19 protein-coding genes and 1 pseudogene are annotated in these 18,377 nt (G+C 64.9%); 7 read left to right on the top strand and 13 right to left on the bottom strand.

All coding sequences use genetic code 11. The features are described from left to right. From ACE3SN_RS11125 to ACE3SN_RS11090, 8 genes are all read right to left on the bottom strand, one after another. Nucleotides 1-894: TonB-dependent receptor plug domain-containing protein (locus ACE3SN_RS11125; protein WP_374529997.1), on the bottom strand; the 894-nt coding region annotated here is incomplete at its 3' end. Nucleotides 895-1,119: 225 nt separating this feature from the next. Further along, nucleotides 1,120-2,112: an aldo/keto reductase gene (locus ACE3SN_RS11120; protein WP_374529995.1), complete on the bottom strand. Its 993-nt coding sequence runs from the start codon at nt 2,110-2,112 to the stop codon at nt 1,120-1,122. Between the two features lie 15 nt (nt 2,113-2,127). Further along, nucleotides 2,128-3,075, bottom strand: a complete 948-nt coding sequence (locus ACE3SN_RS11115) for a Gfo/Idh/MocA family oxidoreductase (RefSeq protein ID WP_374530001.1) — start codon at nt 3,073-3,075, stop codon at nt 2,128-2,130. Nucleotides 3,076-3,083: 8 nt separating this feature from the next. Continuing rightward, on the bottom strand, nt 3,084-3,926 hold the full coding sequence (locus ACE3SN_RS11110) for a class III extradiol dioxygenase subunit beta (protein WP_374529993.1): 843 nt from the start codon (nt 3,924-3,926) through the stop codon (nt 3,084-3,086). A gap of 1 nt (nt 3,927) precedes the next feature. Continuing rightward, a complete protein-coding gene (gene ligA / locus ACE3SN_RS11105) occupies nt 3,928-4,362 on the bottom strand; it encodes a protocatechuate 4,5-dioxygenase subunit alpha (RefSeq protein ID WP_374529991.1) in 435 nt (144 codons plus the stop codon). After that, on the bottom strand, nt 4,362-5,387 hold the full coding sequence (locus ACE3SN_RS11100) for an amidohydrolase family protein (protein WP_374529989.1): 1,026 nt from the start codon (nt 5,385-5,387) through the stop codon (nt 4,362-4,364). The genes ligA and ACE3SN_RS11100 overlap by 1 nt, the downstream gene beginning before the upstream one ends. Then, nucleotides 5,384-6,184, bottom strand: coding sequence for a DUF1932 domain-containing protein (locus tag ACE3SN_RS11095; RefSeq protein ID WP_374529987.1), 801 nt, complete (start codon nt 6,182-6,184; stop codon nt 5,384-5,386). The genes ACE3SN_RS11100 and ACE3SN_RS11095 overlap by 4 nt, the downstream gene beginning before the upstream one ends. Nucleotides 6,185-6,258: 74 nt before the next feature. Further along, on the bottom strand, nt 6,259-7,410 hold the full coding sequence (locus tag ACE3SN_RS11090; protein WP_374529985.1) for a LysR substrate-binding domain-containing protein: 1,152 nt from the start codon (nt 7,408-7,410) through the stop codon (nt 6,259-6,261). 104 nt (nt 7,411-7,514) lie between these two features. Between ACE3SN_RS11090 and ligK the strand changes: the two genes are divergently transcribed. From ligK to ACE3SN_RS11075, 3 genes are read left to right on the top strand one after another with little or no spacing between them, the layout of a single operon-like run. Beyond that, nucleotides 7,515-8,189, top strand: a complete 675-nt coding sequence (gene ligK / locus ACE3SN_RS11085) for a 4-carboxy-4-hydroxy-2-oxoadipate aldolase/oxaloacetate decarboxylase (RefSeq protein WP_374529983.1) — start codon at nt 7,515-7,517, stop codon at nt 8,187-8,189. After that, nucleotides 8,182-9,252 carry a 4-oxalomesaconate tautomerase gene (locus tag ACE3SN_RS11080; RefSeq protein ID WP_374529981.1) on the top strand — a complete coding sequence of 357 codons (1,071 nt, stop codon included), beginning with the start codon at nt 8,182-8,184 and terminating at the stop codon, nt 9,250-9,252. The genes ligK and ACE3SN_RS11080 overlap by 8 nt, the downstream gene beginning before the upstream one ends. After that, nucleotides 9,249-10,121, top strand: coding sequence for an amidohydrolase family protein (locus ACE3SN_RS11075; RefSeq protein ID WP_374529979.1), 873 nt, complete (start codon nt 9,249-9,251; stop codon nt 10,119-10,121). The genes ACE3SN_RS11080 and ACE3SN_RS11075 overlap by 4 nt, the downstream gene beginning before the upstream one ends. Nucleotides 10,122-10,127: 6 nt before the next feature. On the opposite strand, the gene ACE3SN_RS11070 is transcribed toward ACE3SN_RS11075, so the two are convergent. Beyond that, on the bottom strand, nt 10,128-10,907 hold the full coding sequence (locus tag ACE3SN_RS11070) for an SDR family NAD(P)-dependent oxidoreductase (RefSeq protein WP_374529977.1): 780 nt from the start codon (nt 10,905-10,907) through the stop codon (nt 10,128-10,130). Nucleotides 10,908-10,987: 80 nt separating this feature from the next. Then, on the bottom strand, nt 10,988-11,440 hold the full coding sequence (locus tag ACE3SN_RS11065) for a hypothetical protein (RefSeq protein WP_374529975.1): 453 nt from the start codon (nt 11,438-11,440) through the stop codon (nt 10,988-10,990). Between the two features lie 131 nt (nt 11,441-11,571). On the opposite strand from ACE3SN_RS11065, the gene ACE3SN_RS11060 reads away from it, so the two are divergent. From ACE3SN_RS11060 to ACE3SN_RS11045, 4 genes are all read left to right on the top strand, one after another. Beyond that, on the top strand, nt 11,572-12,486 hold the full coding sequence (locus tag ACE3SN_RS11060) for an SPFH domain-containing protein (RefSeq protein WP_374529999.1): 915 nt from the start codon (nt 11,572-11,574) through the stop codon (nt 12,484-12,486). Nucleotides 12,487-12,489: 3 nt separating this feature from the next. Further along, a complete protein-coding gene (locus tag ACE3SN_RS11055; RefSeq protein WP_374529973.1) occupies nt 12,490-12,936 on the top strand; it encodes an NfeD family protein in 447 nt (148 codons plus the stop codon). A 48-nt stretch (nt 12,937-12,984) separates the two neighbouring features. Further along, a complete protein-coding gene (msrB, locus tag ACE3SN_RS11050; protein WP_374529971.1) occupies nt 12,985-13,383 on the top strand; it encodes a peptide-methionine (R)-S-oxide reductase MsrB in 399 nt (132 codons plus the stop codon). A gap of 104 nt (nt 13,384-13,487) precedes the next feature. Beyond that, nucleotides 13,488-15,608, top strand: coding sequence for a transglycosylase domain-containing protein (locus ACE3SN_RS11045; RefSeq protein ID WP_374529969.1), 2,121 nt, complete (start codon nt 13,488-13,490; stop codon nt 15,606-15,608). 79 nt (nt 15,609-15,687) lie between these two features. On the opposite strand, the gene ACE3SN_RS11040 is transcribed toward ACE3SN_RS11045, so the two are convergent. The 3 genes and pseudogenes from ACE3SN_RS11040 to ACE3SN_RS11030 form a co-directional block, all read right to left on the bottom strand. Then, the gene (locus tag ACE3SN_RS11040; RefSeq protein ID WP_374529968.1) at nt 15,688-17,199 is read right to left on the bottom strand and encodes a Do family serine endopeptidase; all 1,512 of its coding nucleotides are present in this window, start codon (nt 17,197-17,199) and stop codon (nt 15,688-15,690) included. Between the two features lie 117 nt (nt 17,200-17,316). Further along, a complete protein-coding gene (locus ACE3SN_RS11035) occupies nt 17,317-18,153 on the bottom strand; it encodes an SPFH domain-containing protein (RefSeq protein ID WP_374529966.1) in 837 nt (278 codons plus the stop codon). Between the two features lie 3 nt (nt 18,154-18,156). Continuing rightward, nucleotides 18,157-18,377 (bottom strand): annotated as a pseudogene (locus ACE3SN_RS11030) (protease modulator HflK); the annotation flags it as partial.

The raw sequence follows: 18,377 nt of genomic DNA, 5'->3' as shown, positions 1-18,377 counted from the left end.
CCATGCCACGCCGTCGCCGGTGGTCGAGGCGTTGTTGTAATAAAGCAGAACCGAGGCGCCGGCTTCCGAACGGTCGCGGGTGTAATCGCCCGAAATGTTCACTTCGATGGTGTCGGTCGGCACCCAGCGCAGCGAAACCTTGCCCGCCGCATAGGACTGGCCGCCCAGCGTGCCGAGCACGGGGCTGCCCGCATTGTTGGAGGGCACGCCCGAACCCGGATGGGTCATGCCATAGTCGAGCCGCTTCACGTAGCCGTCGCGGTTCTTCGACACGCCCGCGACGCGCACGAACAGGTTGTCGGCCAGGGCGAGGTCGGCAAAGCCGCGCAATTCGACGCGGTTGTAAGAACCATAGGTGGCCTGGATCGAGCCGCGGCCATCGCCCTTCGGCTTGGTCGAGAACAGCTTGATCGCGCCGCCGATGGCGTTGCGGCCGGCGAGCGTACCCTGCGGGCCGCGCAGCACTTCGACGCGGTCGAGGTCCATCAGGTCAAGCAGCGAGCCGGTCAGCGTCGGGATGTAGACGTCGTCGACATAGATGCCGACGCCCGGTTCGAGCGCGAAGTTGAAGTCAGTCTGGCCGACGCCGCGGATGAAGGCGATCAGGCCCGAACCGTTCTGCTGGCCCTGCGGGGTCAGCGTGACGTTGGGCGCCTGGGCCGCAACCTGTTCGACGCTGGTCTGGCTGCGTGCTTCGAGCATTTCGGAATTGACGGCCGAAATAGCGAGCGGGGTGTCCTGCAGCTTCTGCTCGCGGAACTGTGCGGTAACGACAATCTCAGGATTGCCGGCGGATTCGTCGGTATTCGATTCCTGCGCGAATGCAGGGGTCGAAGCCATGGCCACAACCAGCGCGGAGGCGCTGATCGCGGCGAATTGACGAAGCTTGGTCATCGCTTTCCTCTTCCCTTCCCTTGACCGGCATATGCTATGCCTTGCCGAGCGATTTATCACCTATGTGAAAATTTCAAAAGAGTGAATGTTCATCTGGCAGACAGAATTGCCTAGGTGTGGCCTTTAGGCCGCAGCCCTTGATGGCGGAAATGCACGGCCCGACCGCGCGCAGCAGGCGGTGGTTCGTCTTGGTCCCATTCGCCGCTTCGGGCCGATTGGTTCGCTTCAGGCGAATTCCTCGGTGTCGATCGTCTTCTGGATCACTTCGCCATACCGCGGGCCGGCGACGGTGCGCTGGTTGATCAGCGCGTCCAGCTCGGCGGCGACCTCGGCCGGAAGGTCCCAATCCCAGCGCGCGATGTTTTCTTCAAGGTGTGGGATCGAGGCCGTGCCGGGAATCGTGACGACATGATCCCCGCGCGAATGGACCCAGGCCAGGCTCAGCTGCGCCGGGGTCACGCCTTCGCGCGCAGCGATGGCGTTGAACGCGTCGATCAGCGCGAGGTTTTTCGGCCAGTTGTCCGCATTGAAGCGCGGCATGGTGTGGCGCAGGTCCTTTTCCGGCAGCGCCGCCATGTCGCGCACACCGTTCGCCAGCACGCCGCGCCCCACGGGCGAGAAGGCGACGAACGTCACGCCCAGTTCGCGGCAGGCTTCCAGCACGGCGATTTCGGGATTGCGCGTCCACAGCGAATATTCGGTCTGAACCGCGCCAACCGGGTGGACGGCATGGGCGCGGCGCAGGGTCTCCGCGCTCATTTCGGACAGGCCGACCGAGCCGATCTTCCCTTCCTTCACCAGGTCCGCCATCGCGCCCATCGAATCCTCGATCGGGGTCGAGAAGTCGCGGCGGTGCATATAGTAGAGGTCGATATGGTCGGTCTGCAGCCGCTGAAGCGACGCCTCGACGCAGGTCTTGATCGTCTCGGGCTTGCAATCGACCCCGCGGCGCGGGCCATCGACCAGAATCCCCATCTTGGTGGCGAGGAAGAACTCGCTCCGCCGCCCCTTCAGCGCCTTGCCAAGCAGGGTTTCGTTATGCCCCAGGCCATAGATGTTGGCGGTATCGAGGTGGTCATAGCCCACGTCGAGCGCGCGGTTCAGCAGTTGCACGGCGTAGTCTTCGGACGGCGGCGTGCCATAGGCCCATGAGAGGGACATGCACCCCAGGCCCACGGGATTTACACTGCGTCCACCCAACTTCCGCCGTCCAACCATGCTTCCTGTCCGTCCTTAACGCGCTGCTTCTAGCTGCTTTTCGAGATCGCCCAGCACCCGATAGCAATCGAGCACCTTGCCGACCGACGAATTGGGCTCACGCCCTTCGCGGATCGCGGCGATGAATTCACGGTCCTGCAATTCGATGCCATTCATCGAAACGTCAACCTTCGAGACGTCGATCGGCTCTTCCTTGCCGTTCACCAGATCGTCGTAACGCGCGATGTAGGTGCCGGTGTCGCCGATATAGCGGAAGAAGGTGCCAAGCGGCCCGTCGTTGTTGAACGAGAGCGAAAGCGTGCAGATCGCGCCGGTTTCGCTCTTCAATTGGATCGACATATCCATCGCGATGCCCAGTTCCGGGTGGATCGGACCTTCGATCGCGTTGGCTTGAACGATCTTGCCGGCCTGATAGGCGAACAGGTCAACCGTATGGGCGGCGTGGTGCCACAGCAGGTGGTCGGTCCACGAACGCGGCTCGCCCTTGGCGTTGATGTTCTTGCGGCGGAAGAAATAGGTCTGGACGTCCATCTGCTGGATGTTCAGTTCGCCCGCCTTGATCTTGTTGTGCACGTACTGGTGCGAGGGATTGAAGCGGCGGGTGTGGCCGACCATGCAGACGAGGCCCGTTTCTTGGCTCTTGGCGATCACGGCTTCGGCATCGGCCCAGCTGTCCGCCAGCGGGATTTCGACCTGCACGTGCTTGCCCGCGTTCATGCATTCGATCGCCTGGGCGGCGTGCATCTGGGTGGGGGTGCACAGGATCACCGCGTCAACGTCATCGCGCGCCAGCGCATCGGCCAGTTCGGTCGACGAGTGCTTCGCACCGTACTTGGCGGCAACGGCGGCGGCCTGCTCGCCGGTACGGCTGATGATCGAGACGATTTCGACGCCCGGAATGTTCTTCAGGCCGTCGAGGTGCTTCTCGCCGAAGGCGCCGGCGCCAGCGAGTGCGATGCGGATTGGAGTGGTCATTCCACGGGCTCCAGAACGATGTGGCCGATGGCCGTGTTGCTGCAAGGGATGTGATAGTGGCGGTGCAGACAGCGGGTTTCCTTGCCCAGCGCGCCGCGCATCACCAGCCACATCACCATTTCGATGCCTTCGCTGCCGGTTTCGCGAATATATTCCACGTGCGGGATCCAGCGCAGCTCGTCGGTGTCGCCAACCAGCTTGTCGAGGAACATGTTGTCCCACTCGCGGTTGAGCAGGCCGGCGCGCGGACCCTGGAGCTGGTGGCTCATCCCGCCGGTGCCCCAGATCTGCACGTTCAGGTCTTCGGGGAAGCTTTCCACCGCGCGCTTGATCGCTTCGCCCAGCGCCCAGCAGCGGTTGCCCGAGGGGACCGGGTAGGTCACCACGTTGACCGCCAGCGGGATCACCTTGCAGGGCCACTTTTCGGGCTGGCCGAACATCATCGACAGCGGCACGGTCAGGCCGTGGTCGACGTCCATCTCGTTGATGATGGTCATGTCGAATTCGTCGAGGATCAGGCTCTGTGCAATGTGCCAGGCCAGGTCCGGGTGGCCTTCCACGGTCGGCACCGGGCGCGGGCCCCAGCCTTCGTCGGCGCTTTCATAGCTTTCGCCGCAGCCGATCGCGAAGGTCGGCACGATCTTCATGTCGAAGGCCGAAGCGTGGTCGTTGTAGACCAGGATCACGACGTCGGGCTTCTGTTCTTCCTCCCACTTCTTCGTCCAGTCGTAACCGGCGAAGATCGGGCCGAAATAGTCGTCGCGGGTCTTGCCCTGATCGACCGCGACGCCCAGCAGCGGAACGTGGCTGGAAGCCACACCAGCGGTAATGCGTGCCATCTTACTTCTTCCCTTCAGCGGCCGCCAGGTTGGCCTTGATCGAGCGGTTGCCTTCCGGCGAGCGGCCGCCCCTGAGCATCATGTCCCGGTATTCCGGAAAGGTGTATTCGGTCATCGAGGAGACCGCCTCGGCAAAGCTGAGCCCGTCGGTGCTGAACAGCTTGGAGAGGAAATAGACGTTGCCGCCCAGATCCAGCAGCTTGTTGTAGTCGCGCGCCAGCAGCGCGGCCTTGCCCTCGTCCGAGATCTTCCACTCGTCGAGATAGGCCTTCTCGTCCTTCTTGAACCGCTCGCGGTTCTCGGCCTTCATCAGGCTCATCGCGAACTGGTTGATGTGATAGCCCTTCCGCGCGCGCGCGGCAGTATAGACGCGGGTGCCCGGGATATCCTCGAACTGGGCGAGGTATTCGTGGATGTTCTTGGTGGGCTTTTCCATCACAGGCCCCTTTCCTTGAGCTTGGCGTCGAGCCGCGGGAAGACCCGGCGGGCGTTGCCTTCGTAAATGGCGTGGCGTTCGGCGTCGGAGATGTCCAGCGCATCGACGTAACGCTTGGTGTCGTCGAAGTAGAGCCCAGTGGTGGGGTCGATTCCGCGCACCGCGCCAACCATCTCGCTGCCGAACAGGATGTTCTTGTTGTCGATCACGTCGGCCAAAAGGTCGATCCCCGGCTGGTGATAGACGCAGGTGTCGAAGAACACGTTATTCATCAGGTGCGAGCCGAGGTCCGGCTTCTTGAGCATGTCCGCCAGGCCCCGATAACGGCCCCAGTGATATGGCACCGCGCCGCCGCCGTGCGGGATGATGAAGCGCAGGTTCGGGAACCGGCTGAACAGGTCGCCTTCCAGCAGCTGCATGAAGGCGATGGTATCGGCTGCGATGTAATAGCCGCCGGTCGCATGCATCGCCGGGTTGCAGCTGCCCGACACGTGGATCATCGCGGGCACGTCCAGCTCGCACATCGCTTCGTAGAACGGGAACCAGAACTCGTCGGTCAGCGGCGGGTGCTTGAAGTGGCCGCCGCCCGGATCGGGGTTGAGGTTGCAGCCGATGAAGCCAAGCTGTTCGATGCAGCGCTTCAGTTCCGCGATCGAGCTGGTCATGTCCGCTTCGGGCGACTGCGGCAGCATGCACACGCCCGCGAAGGTCTCGGGATAAAGGCCGACCACCCGCGCGATCAGGTCGTTGCAGACCTGCGCCCACTTCACCGCGACCGACTGGTCGCCGACGTGCGGGGCCATGGCCGAGGCGCGCGGGGAAAAGATCGTCATGTCCGCGCCGCGTTCCTTCAGCAGGCGCAGCTGGTTGCTCTCGATCGTCTCGCGGATCTCGTCGTCGGAAATCTTGGGATAGGGCGGGCATTCGGTCCCGGCCTTGAACGCCGCCTTCTGGGCCTCGCGCCATTCGTCGTGAGCCTTGGGCAGCACGGTGTAGTGGCCATGGCAGTCGATGATCATCGTCACGCTTGCTTGTCCTTCCTCAGAGGCGCCTGGCGCTGGCGGTAAACCGTGCCGCGCGTCATTACCGGGGGCACACCAAGCGCAACGAGCGTCTTGGCGGATTCTTCCATTTCGGCTGCACGGCGCAGCCCATGGGTCGTCATGCGTTCAAGGTTGTAAGCGGCGCGCTGTGCCCAGGGCACGGTCTTTTCGCTGGCATCGAGCGAGGCCAGCACCTCGTCAGCCACTCCGGCGGCAGTGGCAGCGGCCATCATCTCGTCGGTCAGCGCCTCAAGCCCCTTGACCATGACCGAGCGGATCATCTTGATCGCGCTGGCTCGGCCAACCTCGTCACCCACCACGCGCACGTTGGTAAAGCCCGCATCGCGCAGGGCAGCCTCGGCCTCGCTTGCGGCCTTGCCCGCCAGCAACAGCGGCACGGCCATCCGCGCCGGATTGACCGGGGCGAGCACGGCGACGTCGACATAGCGCCCGCCCGCCGCCTCGACCGCCTTGGCTGCCGCGCGCTTGGTGTCCGGCGCAACCGAATTGCAGTCGCAGAACAGGGCGTCCTTGGCGAGGAGCGCGGCATAGTCCTGCGCGGCAGGCAGCGCGGCGTCGGCGGTCACCAGCGAAAGCACCAGCGGTGCGTCAGCCAGTGCCTCCGCCGCGCTTTCCGCGGCGACCACGCCCAGCTCTGCCATGATGGCGCGGCGCGCGGGCAGGATGTCCCACCCGCGCGCGCGTTCTCCCCACCCGGCTGCGCGGGCGAATGTGGATCCGGCTTCGCCGAACCCGATCAGGGCAAGCTTGCAAGTCATGAGGATCCGCCCTTGCGCCCGCGCGGGGGGCATGCGCCAATCGAATGAGAAGCGCCGCTATCAGTTTTTACGAATCAATTCGCAACTGCGACGCCAGCCTCGCGCAGCATTTGCACGAAGGCGGCCTGGGCCGCGGTGGGCCGCCAGCTGGGCCGGGTCGAAATGCCGATGGTCCGCGTTACCGGCACCGGCGTGGGCCGCGCGGCAAGAATGCCTGCCTCAAGCTCGACCGATACCTGGTCCGGGGAGAGCAGCGTGATCGCGTCGCTGGACAGCAACAGCTGCCTGATCGTCATGACCGAACCACACTCGATCCCGACATGCGGCACGTTGCGGCCAAGCGCGCGGATCATGGCTTCCCAATAGCGCCGCAGCGGCGTTTCGCGGCTTGGCAGCAGCCAGGGATAGCCCAGCATTGCCGCACCCGGCTCGGCGCTTTCAAGCAAGGGATGGCCTGCTCGCACGACGAGGGCTGGGCGATCTTCGAAGACGGCTTCCTGATCGAGGTCGCTGGCGACGGCATCTTCGCGCAGCGCGCCCAGCATCAGGTCGATTTCCCCGTCGCGTAGCGGACCGGCCAGTTCGGCGTGGCTGCCTTCGTGGACCGAAATATCGATCCCCGGATAGGCGCCCGAGAAGCGGCGGATCGTTTCTGGCAGCCAGCGCGCGCGGGAAAGCGGCATCGCGCCAATCACTATCCGCCCGCCAGCCTTGCCTTGCCATGCCGCCACTTCGGCCAGCCCAGCACGCAGTTCCGCCATGGCCAGGCCAAAGGCGCGGGCGCGGCGCTCGCCCGCCGGGGTCAGCACCAGGCTGCGCCCGTGCCGGTCCAGCAGCCGTTGACCCAACGCCACTGACAGATCGGCCACGGCGCGGTGGAGCGAGGCGGGGGAAATCCCCGTCGCTTCCGAGGCGGCGGCATAGGATCCGGCGCGCACGACCGAAAGGAACGCACGGACCTGCGTGCCGGTTACGCGCGGGCTGCCGATCAGTTCGATCGCGGCCTCGGCGCGCGGGGCTAGCAGCAGTGCGGCCTCGGTCGGGCTCATCCCCGAAGGTCCGCGCTCGAACAGGGTGGCGCCCAGCGTCCCCTCCAGCCCGCTGATCGCCTGGGTGAGCGCGGGCTGGGTCAGGTTCACCGCCCGCGCCGCCCGGCTGAGGGTGCCATGGCGCACTGTTGCGGCCAGCGCGGCATAGTGGCGGATATTGGGCGGGCGGTCGGACATGGGCAGACGATTAGCAATAAATTATGCCCCGCGCCAACTTCGCATTAGTGATTGGTTCGGCCCGGGCGCATGGCCCGGTGCGCCTATTTCCGTGGAGACAAATGATGAGCGGTATCGTCGTCCAGAACATCCAGCGCGCACCAATCGAGGTGATCGACGGGCTTGCCAAGTGCGGTGTCGCCACGGTCCACGAAGCGCAGGGGCGTACCGGCCTGCTCGCCAGCTATATGCGCCCGATCTATTCGGGTGCGCGCATCGCCGGCAGCGCGGTGACGATCAGCGCGCCTCCGGGTGACAACTGGATGGTCCACGTCGCGATCGAGCAGCTCAAGGAAGGCGATATCCTCGTGATCGCACCGACGTCCCCATGCGAAGACGGCTACTTCGGCGATCTCCTCGCCACCAGCGCCCAGGCGCGCGGCTGCCGCGGGCTGATCATCAACGCCGGCGTTCGCGACATTCGCGACCTGACCGAAATGCAATTCCCCGTTTGGTCCAAGGCGGTGTTCGCGCAAGGCACGATCAAGGCCTCGCTCGGCAGCGTCAACGTGCCGGTGGTCTGCGCGGGTGCGCCGATCGAGGCGGGCGATGTGATCATCGCAGACGACGATGGCGTCTGCGTCGTGAAGCGCGAGAGGGCGGAAGAAGTGCTCAAGGCTGCCCAGGCCCGCGAAGCCAACGAGGGTGAGAAGCGCGCCCGCCTCGCCGCCGGAGAGCTTGGCCTCGATATGTACAAGATGCGCGAAAAGCTTGCCGAAATGGGCCTCAAATATGTCTGACCGGGTAACCGGAATTGCCGCGCCCTGCATGTGGATGCGGGGCGGTACGTCGAAGGGCGGTTATTTCCTCAAGGACGATCTGCCCGCCGATGTGGCGCAGCGCGATGCCTTCCTGCTGGCGGTGATGGGCAGCCCCGATCCGGTCCAGATCGACGGGATGGGCGGGGCCGATCCGCTGACCAGCAAGGTCGCGGTAGTCAGCAAGTCCGCGCGTGAGGGGATCGACGTCGACTACCTGTTCCTGCAGGTGTTCGTCGATCAGGCGATCGTTACCGATGCGCAGAACTGCGGCAATATCCTTGCGGGCGTTGGCCCCTTCGCGATCGAACGCGGGCTGGTTGCGCCAACGGGCGATGAAACCCGCGTCGCAATCTTCATGGAGAACACCGGGCAGGTCGCCGTCGCCACGGTCCAGACGCCGGGCGGGGTCGTTACCTACAAGGGCGATGCCGCGATTGACGGCGTCCCCGGCACCCACGCCCCGATCCCGACCGAGTTTCGCGATACCGCCGGTTCGTCTTGCGGCGCGCTGCTGCCCAGTGGCAATGCGGTTGACGTGGTCAACGGCGTGGCCGTGACCCTGATCGACAACGGCATGCCCTGCGTGGTGATGAAGGCGGCTGATGTCGGCATTACCGGCTACGAGGACCGCGATTGGCTGGATGCCAACACCGAACTCAAGGCCAAGATCGAGGCGATCCGGCTGGCCGTGGGTGAGCGCATGAACCTTGGCGACGTCAAGGAAAAGTCGGTGCCCAAGATGATGCTCGTTGCGCCCCCGAAGAACGGCGGTGCGGTCTGCGTGCGCAGCTTCATCCCGCACCGAGCGCACGCCACCATCGGCGTGCTCGGCGCGGTCAGCGTGGCAACCGCCTGCCTGATCGAGGGATCTCCGGCCGCCGAAGTGGCGCAGATCCCGGCGGGCAGCCGCAAGACCTTGTCGGTCGAACATCCGACCGGCGAAATGAGCTGCGTGCTCGAAGTGAACGAGGCGGGCGAAGTCGTCTCGGCCGCCCTGCTGCGCACCGCGCGCAAGCTGATGGATGGAGTGGTATTCGGATGAGTGAAGAGCGCATCGTCAGCTGGCACGGCAATCCCTCGAAGCCGATCTATGTTCCGCCCGTCGGCGCGATTGACGCGCATTGCCACGTGTTCGGTCCCGCCGCGCAGTTCCCGTTCAGCGCCAAGGCCAAGTACCTGCCCGAAGACGCCGGGCCGGACATGCTGTTTGCGCTGCGCGATCACCTCGGCTTCGATCGCAACGTGATCGTCCAGGCGAGCTGCCACGGGACGGACAATGCGGCGACGCTGGACGCCATCGCCAGGTCCAACGGCAAGGCGCGCGGCGTGACCGTGGTCGACCCCGCGATCCACGATGCGGAACTCCAGGCGCTGCACGACGGCGGCATCCGCGGGATCCGCTTCAATTTCCTCAAGCGCCTGGTCGACGATGCGCCCAAGGACAAGTTCCTGGAGGTGGCCAAGCGCCTGCCGCAGGGCTGGCACGTGGTGATCTATTTCGAAGCCGACATTTTGGAAGAACTGCGCCCGTTCATGGACGCGATCCCTGTGCCGCTGGTGATCGACCACATGGGCCGCCCGGACGTCACGCAAGGTCCGGACGGGCCGGACATGAAGGCGTTTCGCAATTTCCTCAATTCGCGCGACGACATCTGGTTCAAGGCGACCTGCCCGGACCGGCTGGATGGGAATGGCGATCCCTGGGACATGTTCGCCGAGAGCGTCGCGCCGCTGGTGGCGGACTATCCCACCCGCTGCCTGTGGGGCACGGACTGGCCGCACCCCAACATGCAGGATGCCATCCCCGACGATGGCCACCTGGTTGACATGATCCCCCGCATCGCGCCGACCGAGGAACTGCAGCGGCTGCTGCTGATCGACAATCCGGAAGCGCTGTACTGGGCTGACTGAAACGGCTCAGTAGATCGTGTAGCCGCCGTCGATGACAATGCTGTCTCCGGTGTGGAAGCGCGAGGCGTCGGAAGCGAGGTAGACCGCGATCCCGGCAAAGTCGTCGCGGTTGCCCCAGCGGCGCATCGGCACGCGGCTGATCACCTTGTCGTTGAACTTGTCCCACGCCTGCAACTTGGCGGTCATGTCCGAGCGGATCCAGCCGGGCAGGACCGCGTTGGCGCGGATGCCATAGCGGGCATATTCCACCGCCAGGCCCCGGATCAGGCCGAGCACGGCGGTCTTGCTGGTGGAATAGGCTTCGTTCGCGGGCGCGCCGTCGATCGCCGAAGTGGAGGACGTGACCAGCAGCGAGCCGCCTGCGTCCCCGGCCTCGGCGCGCGCCAGCATATGTTTTGCCACTTCGCGGAAGGTCCAGAACACCGCGTCGAGGTTGACCGTCATCACCCGGCGCCAACCCTCGGTGGTCTGCTCGTGAAACGGCGCGCCGCCGCCGATCCCGGCATTGGCGGCGCAGAAATCGATCCGGCCGAAGTGGGCGAGTGTTGCCGCGATCCCCGCGCAGACCGCATCTTCGCGCGATACGTCGACGCTTTGTACCAGCACTTCGCCGCCCAGCGTTTTCAGCGTGGCTTCGGCTTCGGCGTTCTTGGCCGGGTTCTGGCCCCAGATCGCAACCTTGGCGCCGGCCGCGGCAAGGCCCTCGGCCATGCCCAGCCCGATACCGCCGTTGCCGCCGGTGACGAGGGCAACCTTGCCGGTGAGATCGAAGGGTTTGAATGTCATGCGGGCGTCCTCTTGTGCCATTGTCGTTTGGCGCAAGATTGCCTGCCCTTGCCCGCAGGGGCAAGCCGCGATGACGATCCTTATTTCTGGAGGTTAATCAGGGTCACCATCTCGTCGTAAACGGCGATCAGGTGGCTGTCGAACCATTGGTCGGCGACGCATTTGACGCGGCCGAAGAAGTCCGAGATTTCGTCGAGGTTATAGGTTCCCGCATAGCCCGAACCCGCCTCTGGCCCGTATTTCGACGGTGCGGGCACATCGAGCGCCTGCCCCTTGAGGTAGGCGACGATTTCGTCGATCTGCTGGCGCAGCGCGAAGCGGCGGTGATCTGCATTGCTGCCGCGCGCGTGCTGCAGTTCTTCCTTGGCCTTTTCGATCAGGCCGGTGAGGTAGGCATAGACGCGGTCCATGTTCTCGCGCTTGAGCGCGATCATCTTGTCCACGTATTCCTTTTTTACGCGCAGGGCGGCGGTGTCCGGATGCTCCGAGCCCCAGAAGCCCTGACTCCAGTTGACGGCGTTTTCGTGAACCATTCTGACGGTTTAGGCCGCCGTGGTTACTTTGTGGTTAAGCATCGCTTCCGCTCCGCGCCTGTCCGGTTTCGCTTGCCCGCCGCCCCGTGCACGCTACCATTGCGCCGGTTACCTTAATGGAGAACCGCGACATGGAAGGCTTTCTGGTCATTCTGCTGGGCTTTGCGTTCATCTTCCTGTTGATGGGGGTGCGCGTGGTGCGTCAGGGCTATGTCTACACCGTGGAACGGCTGGGCAAATTCACGCTCGCCGCGCAGCCGGGCATGCACCTGATCATCCCGTTCGTCGACCGGGTCGGCCACAAGGTGAACATGATGGAGCAGGTGCTCGATATTCCCGGGCAGGAAATCATCACCCGCGACAACGCGATGGTGGGGGTGGACGCGATCGTGTTCTTCCAGGTGCTCGATGCGGGCAAGGCCGCTTACGAGGTGTCGAACCTCTACGTCGCGATCATGCAGCTCACCACCACCAACCTGCGCACGGTGATGGGCAGCATGGATCTCGACGAAACGCTGTCCAAGCGCGACGAGATCAATGCCAAGCTGCTGGTCGTGGTCGATCACGCCACCGCGCCGTGGGGGGTGAAGATCACCCGCGTCGAAATCAAGGACATCCGCCCGCCGGCCGACATTTCGAACGCCATGGCCCGCCAGATGAAGGCCGAACGTGAAAAGCGCGCCCAGATCCTTGAGGCCGAAGGGCTCCGCGCCGCCGAAATCCTGCGCGCCGAGGGTGAAAAGCAGGCCGCGATCCTGTCGGCGGAAGGCCGCAAGGAAGCCGCCTTCCGCGACGCCGAAGCGCGCGAACGCTCGGCTTCGGCCGAAGCCGAGGCCACCCGCGTGGTGTCGGAAGCGATCGCCACATCCGGCACCCAGGCGCTCAATTACTTCGTGGCGCAGAAGTATACCGAGGCCGTGGCCCAGTTCGCCAATTCGCCCAATGCCAAGACGATCCTGTTCCCGGTCGAGGCGACCCAGCTGATCGGATCGGTCGGCGGCATCGGCGAACTGGTGCGCGATGCGCTGTCGGACCGGAAGGGCTGAGCCATGAACTGGGGAAACAGTTTCGATCCGCACTGGCTGTGGCTGGCGCTGGGGCTGGCGCTGGCGATCGGGGAAATGACCATTCCTGGCGTGTTCCTGATCTGGATGGCGGGCGCTGCCGTGATCACCGGCCTGGTCGCCTGGCTCGTGCCGATCGGCTTGCCGCTGCAAATCGTGCTGTTCGCAGTGCTGGCGCTGGTTTCGGTATTCCTGGGCCGCAACTGGCTGCGCAGCCATCCGGTCGAGGAAGCCGATCCGGGCATGAACGATCGCGGAGCGCGCTCGGTCGGATCGGTCGTGGTGGTCACCTCGGTGATTGCGGACGGCAGCGGGCGGGTGAAGCTGGGCGACAGCGAATGGCTGGCGCGTGGCCCCGATGCGGAACCGGGCACCAGAATGCGCGTTTCAGGACACGACGGCGCCATCCTGCTTGTCGAACATCTGCACTGACCCCATCTTGGGGGGCATGGCCCATCAGGAGGGCAGGGAGAACACCGAATGACCGACAAGCTTATCCTGAGCGAGGCGGAATGGCGCGCGCGCCTTTCGCCGGAGCAGTACCACATCCTGCGCGAGGCTGGCACCGAACGAGCCTTTACCGGCAAATATGCCAGCACCAAGGCGGCGGGGACCTATCGCTGCGCCGGCTGCGGAGAGCCGCTGTTCGCGTCCGACGAGAAGTTCGAGTCCGGCTGCGGCTGGCCCAGCTATACCGCCCCCCTCAAGGACGAGGCTGTGGAAGAGTTTCGCGATACCTCGTACGGCATGATCCGCACCGAAGTGCGCTGTGCGAAGTGCGAAGGACATCTTGGGCACGTGTTTCCCGATGGCCCCGCGCCGACCGGGCTGCGCTATTGCATCAACAGCGCCAGCCTCGACTTCGAGCCCAAGGACTGATCCTGCCAGCCTGCGCGAAATCACCCATTAACCCTGTGTTACAAATACCCTATGCATAGCGCCGCGCCGGGCGGACTGCGCGGCGGAAGGAATGACCCAGCCACATGGCCAGAAGCGATATCCGGCGCAGCGCGCCACAAGGTGGACCAAAGCCGGCCAAGCAACCGCCAACCGGCGCGCGCAAATGGTTTCGCCGCCTGTTTGTCTGGGGCTTTGCCATTGCCCTGCTCGCTGCGATGGCGCTGGGCGTTGCCGTAGCGCTGGCCGCGCAATCGCTGCCCAGCTTCGAGCAGATGAAATCGAACCAGGCCGGGCAGATGATCGTTGTGCGTGCGCGCGACGGGACCGAATTGGTCTCGCTCGGGCCAAGCTATGGCAAGTGGCTTTCGTACAAGGATATTCCGCCGGTCATGCGCGATGCGATGGTGTCGGTGGAAGACCGCCGGTTCCGATCGCACTTCGGGATCGATCCGATCGGGCTTGCCCGCGCCGGCTATGTCGCGCTGACTACCGGCAAGGGGCTGCGCGCAACTTCCACGATCACCCAGCAGCTGGCCCGCACGGTGTTCCTCAACAACAACCGCACGCTTGGCCGCAAGCTGCGCGAGGGCATCCTCGCGATGGCGCTGGAGTGGAAGTATTCGAAGGACGATATCCTCGAACTTTACCTCAACAAGGTCTATTTCGGCGGCGGCGCCTATGGCGTCGATGCGGCCAGCCGTAAATTCTTTGGCCATCCTGGGTCCGAGATCACTCTGCCCGAGGCCGCGATCATCGCAGGGCTGGTCAAGGCGCCGTCGCACTATTCGCCGACCGCCGACGCCGATGCGGCCGTCGGGCGCGCGGGCGTGGTCCTGGGCCTGATGGAGCAGAACGGCGCGATCACCCCGGCCGATGCCGCCGCGGTCGATTTCAGCAAGATCAAGTTCGCCTCTGAAAAGGGACAGAACTCGGTCCGCTACTTCACCGACTGGGCGCTGCCCCAGCTTGACCTGCTTCTGGGCGAGAATACCGAACCGATCGAAGTCTGGACCACGCTCGATGTCGGCATGCAGAAGGCGGCGACCGACGCGATCCAGAAGAACGTTCCGGGCGGTGCGCAAGGCGCGCTGGTCTCGATGGACCGGGATGGCGCGGTGCTGGCGATGGTTGGCGGCACGGATTACGTCACTTCGAACTACAATCGCGCCGTCAACGCCGTGCGTCAGCCGGGCTCGGCCTGGAAGCTGTTCGTTTACCTCGCGGCGCTTGAAGGCGGCTATACCCCAAACGACAAGGTCGTCGACGAGCCCGTGACGATCGACGGATGGAGCCCGCGCAACTCGGGCGGGACCTATGCCGGCGAGATCGACGTGCGCACCGCCTTCGCCTATTCGAAGAATACCGTCGCCGCTTCGCTCGGCAATGAAGTGGGCTTTTCTGCGGTTGCGGGCATGGCGCGGCGCTTTGGCATCACCACGCCGATTTCGACCGTGCCCTCGATGGTGCTGGGTTCCAACGAAGTGCGCCTGATCGACATGACCCGCGCCTTTGCCTCGGTTTCGGCCAAGGGGCAGGCGGTTGAGCCCTATGGCATCACCAAGATCCAGACGACCGACGGACGCGTGCTTTATGAGCGCCAGCAAAAGCCGGGCGCGATGCTGGTTCCCGCCTATGTCGCCGCCGGGATCACCGACCTGCTGCAAAGCGCGGTCAGTATCGGCACGGGCCGCGCCGCGCAGATCGGGCGCCCGGTTGCGGGTAAGACCGGTACGACCACCTCGAACAAGGACGGCTGGTTCCTCGGCTTCTCCAGCGGCGTCACCACGGGCGTGTGGATGGGCCGCGACGATGACAAGCCGGTCCCGGGCCTGCAGGGCGGCAGCGCGCCGGCGCGCGCCTTTGCCGCTTATATGACGGTTGCCGTGCGCGGCCGCCCGGTCGAAAAGTTTGAAACCGAGGTGACCCTGCCAGCCTGGCAGATCGAACCCGACGACGAAGCCAATCTGAGCGGTAACCCGGAAGACTATTATTACGTCGATGAGCAGGGCAACCTGGTCGACCCGAACCGCCAGACCCCGGGACAGGACGGGCAGGACCCGGGCAAGACCGCGCCTGAACCCGCCGTGCTGCCCCCTGCCGCGAACGACGATTTCCTCGATCAGGCGACAGGCCGGTCCAAGCCGGAACCCGCGCCGAAGGCCAAGACTGATCCGGCCACCAAGGCGAAACCGGGAGCGCTCTGAGCCGGCGAGAGCGCCACAGGAAAAGGGCCTGCGCTCCGATCGGAACGCAGGCCCTTTTCGTGACCGGCTGCGGGCGGTGTCAGCTCAGCCGGAGCGCCAGGTAAACCGTCCCGCCCTGCACGGCCGGGCCGGTGATCTGCAGGGTGATGGTCGAGCGGCCCTGCTTGCGGGCAAGCTCCACCGCCTTTTCCAGATCGCTGACCGAACGGACCGGCTCGAAGTTCGCGCCGACCACGATCGCACCGCGTCCAAGCCCGCGGTTGGCCGCATCGGAAGCGCTCGCCACATCGACCACGACCGCACCCTGCGTATTGGGCGGAACGCCCAGGGCATCGGCATAGTCGGGGATCATGTCGGTGACCTTGAGTCCCAGTGCGGAGCCGACCAGATCGGCGGTTTGCGGGGTGGCAAACGGATCGCGCGGGCTGGCCGGGGTCAGGCTGGTGGCCAGTTCCTTTTGCGACGGACGCTTGGCAACCACGGCCCACAGCCGCGTCTTCTTGCCTTCGCGCAGCACGTCGAGCGGAACGCGCGTACCCGGCGCCGTATCGGACACGATCGCGGAAAGGGTGCGGCTCGGCGTGACGTCCTCGTTGTTCACCTTGAGCACGATGTCGCCCACTTTGAGACCGGCGGCGGCGCCCGGCAGTCCGGGCTGGACGCCGCGGATGACTTCGCCCGAATCGTGCGGCAGGCCGATTGAATCCGCGATCTCGTCGGTTACCGGCTGGATCTGAACGCCGAGGAACCCGCGCTCGATCGCGCGGCCGGCCATCAGCTTGGCAACGATCGGCTTGGCAACATCGGAGGGGATGGCAAAGCCGATCCCGATATTGCCGCCCGACGGCGCCACGATCCAGTTGTTGATGCCGATGACGTTGCCGCGCATGTCGAACATCGGCCCGCCAGAGTTGCCCGAATTGATCGAGGCGTCGGTCTGGATGTAGTGATCGTAGGCGCCGGTGCCGGTGTTGCGGTTGACCGAGGAAATGATCCCCGACGTAACCGTGCCGCCCAGGCCAAAGGGGTTGCCGATCGCGATCACCCAGTCACCGGCGCGGACCTTGCCCGAATCGCCGAACGGCACGAACGGCAAGGGCCCCTTGGCATCGACTTTGAGTACCGCAATGTCGGATTCGGGATCGCGCCCGACGATGCGGGCGTTGTACTGGGTGCCGTCGGCCAGCTTGACCGTCACGGCATCGGCAGCATTCTCGTCATCGAGGCTGACGACGTGGTTGTTGGTGACGATATAGCCATCGGCCGAAATGATGAAGCCGGAACCCAGCGCCTCGGCCAGCTTTTCCTGCGCTGGCGCGGCGCGGCCAAAGCCGCCGAACATCAGTCCGGCCAAGGGGTTCTGCTGCTGCTTGACCACGACTTTCTGGCGAACCGAGATGTTCACCACGGCCGGCTGCAATTGCTGGGTCAGGTCCGCGAAGCTGGCCGGTGCTCCGGCGCGCGGTACCATTCCGGCAATGGCTTGGGAATCGTTCTGGGCCACCTGGGCTCCGGCGGGCAGGCCCGTGACCAGCGAGAGGGTAGCCCCGCCAAGCAGCAGGGCAGAGGTTACTCCATAAGCGTATCGCACGGCTCTTCCGTTCCTTCTGTTACGCGCTGCAAACCGCGCCAGCGCTGCTTGCTATCCCCCTGCGCTAATTCAGTCCAAACCGCCTGAACGGGGATTGAATGAGCGCGACCGGGCGCTTCAATTGCGTTCGTTCATGGCCCGAAGATAGGGACTGTCGGGCGAAAGGATAAGGGTGGAGCGGCCCTTCGCCTTGGGGTCGGCGAACATCCGTTCGTAGCTGATCATCGCGCGGTAGAAGTCATAGAATTCGGGATCGCGCGCAGCGCCTTCGCCAATAATCCGCGCAGCCGAAATTTCGGCCTCGGTCCGGATGCGCAGCGCCTGCTGCAAACCGTTATCGGCGATCGACAAGGCCTGCGCCTCGCGGTCATCCTTCATCCGGCCATAGGTTGCTTGAAGTGCCCCCTCGGTCAGCACCGTGCGCTGCACCCGCAGGTCGATCACCTGCACACCGTAAGCCCGCGCCCGGGCATCGAGCGCCGCAGTGATGCGCTGCCACGCACCGTCCGCACCGGGCAGGGCCATCGTTGCGGAATCGAGCCGGCCGAATTCGCTCTGCACCAATGCGGGCAGCACCGATGCCAGTTCCGCGGTCAGCTTTTCCTCGCTTCCGACGCTATTCACCAGCCGCACCGGATCGATGATCCGGTACTTGCCGGTGAAGTCGAGCTGGCGTTGCTGGCCGTCGCTGCTGCGCACCGCAACGCCCTGCACGGCAAAGGAGACGAGCGACCGGTCGAGCCGGATCACCTGCTCGACAAAGGGAATGTGCACAATCACGCCCGAACCGTCGGCACTGCCGGGAGTGAAGCGGTTGATCATCCGGTCGGGCTTGCCAAGACGCAGCACCACGGCCTGCTCGTTTTGCGCGATGACCGAAACCGATGAGATCGCCAGCAGGAACAGGGCGACGAGCGCGAACAGCAGGTTGCGCGTGGCCGGGGAGAGCGGCATGGGCTATTGTCCTCCCTTGGTCTGCTGGGCGCCCTGCGGCTGGGGCTGGCTTTCGGCAGGTGGGGCAGGCGGAGCCAATACGGCCGGATCGGGCCTAGCCGGCAAGGTTACCCCGCCAGCGCCGCCGACCACGACCTGATCGCTATTGCCGATCACGCGTTCCATCGTCTCGTAATACATCCGCTTGCGCGTGATTTGCGGCGCGGCGAGATATTGCTGATAGA

Origin of the sequence: Novosphingobium sp. (assembly GCF_041915465.1) — a bacterium.
Lineage (GTDB): Bacteria > Pseudomonadota > Alphaproteobacteria > Sphingomonadales > Sphingomonadaceae > Novosphingobium.
The sequence above is the reverse complement of the archived record's forward strand: the minus strand, read 5'-3'. Positions and strand labels throughout refer to the sequence as shown.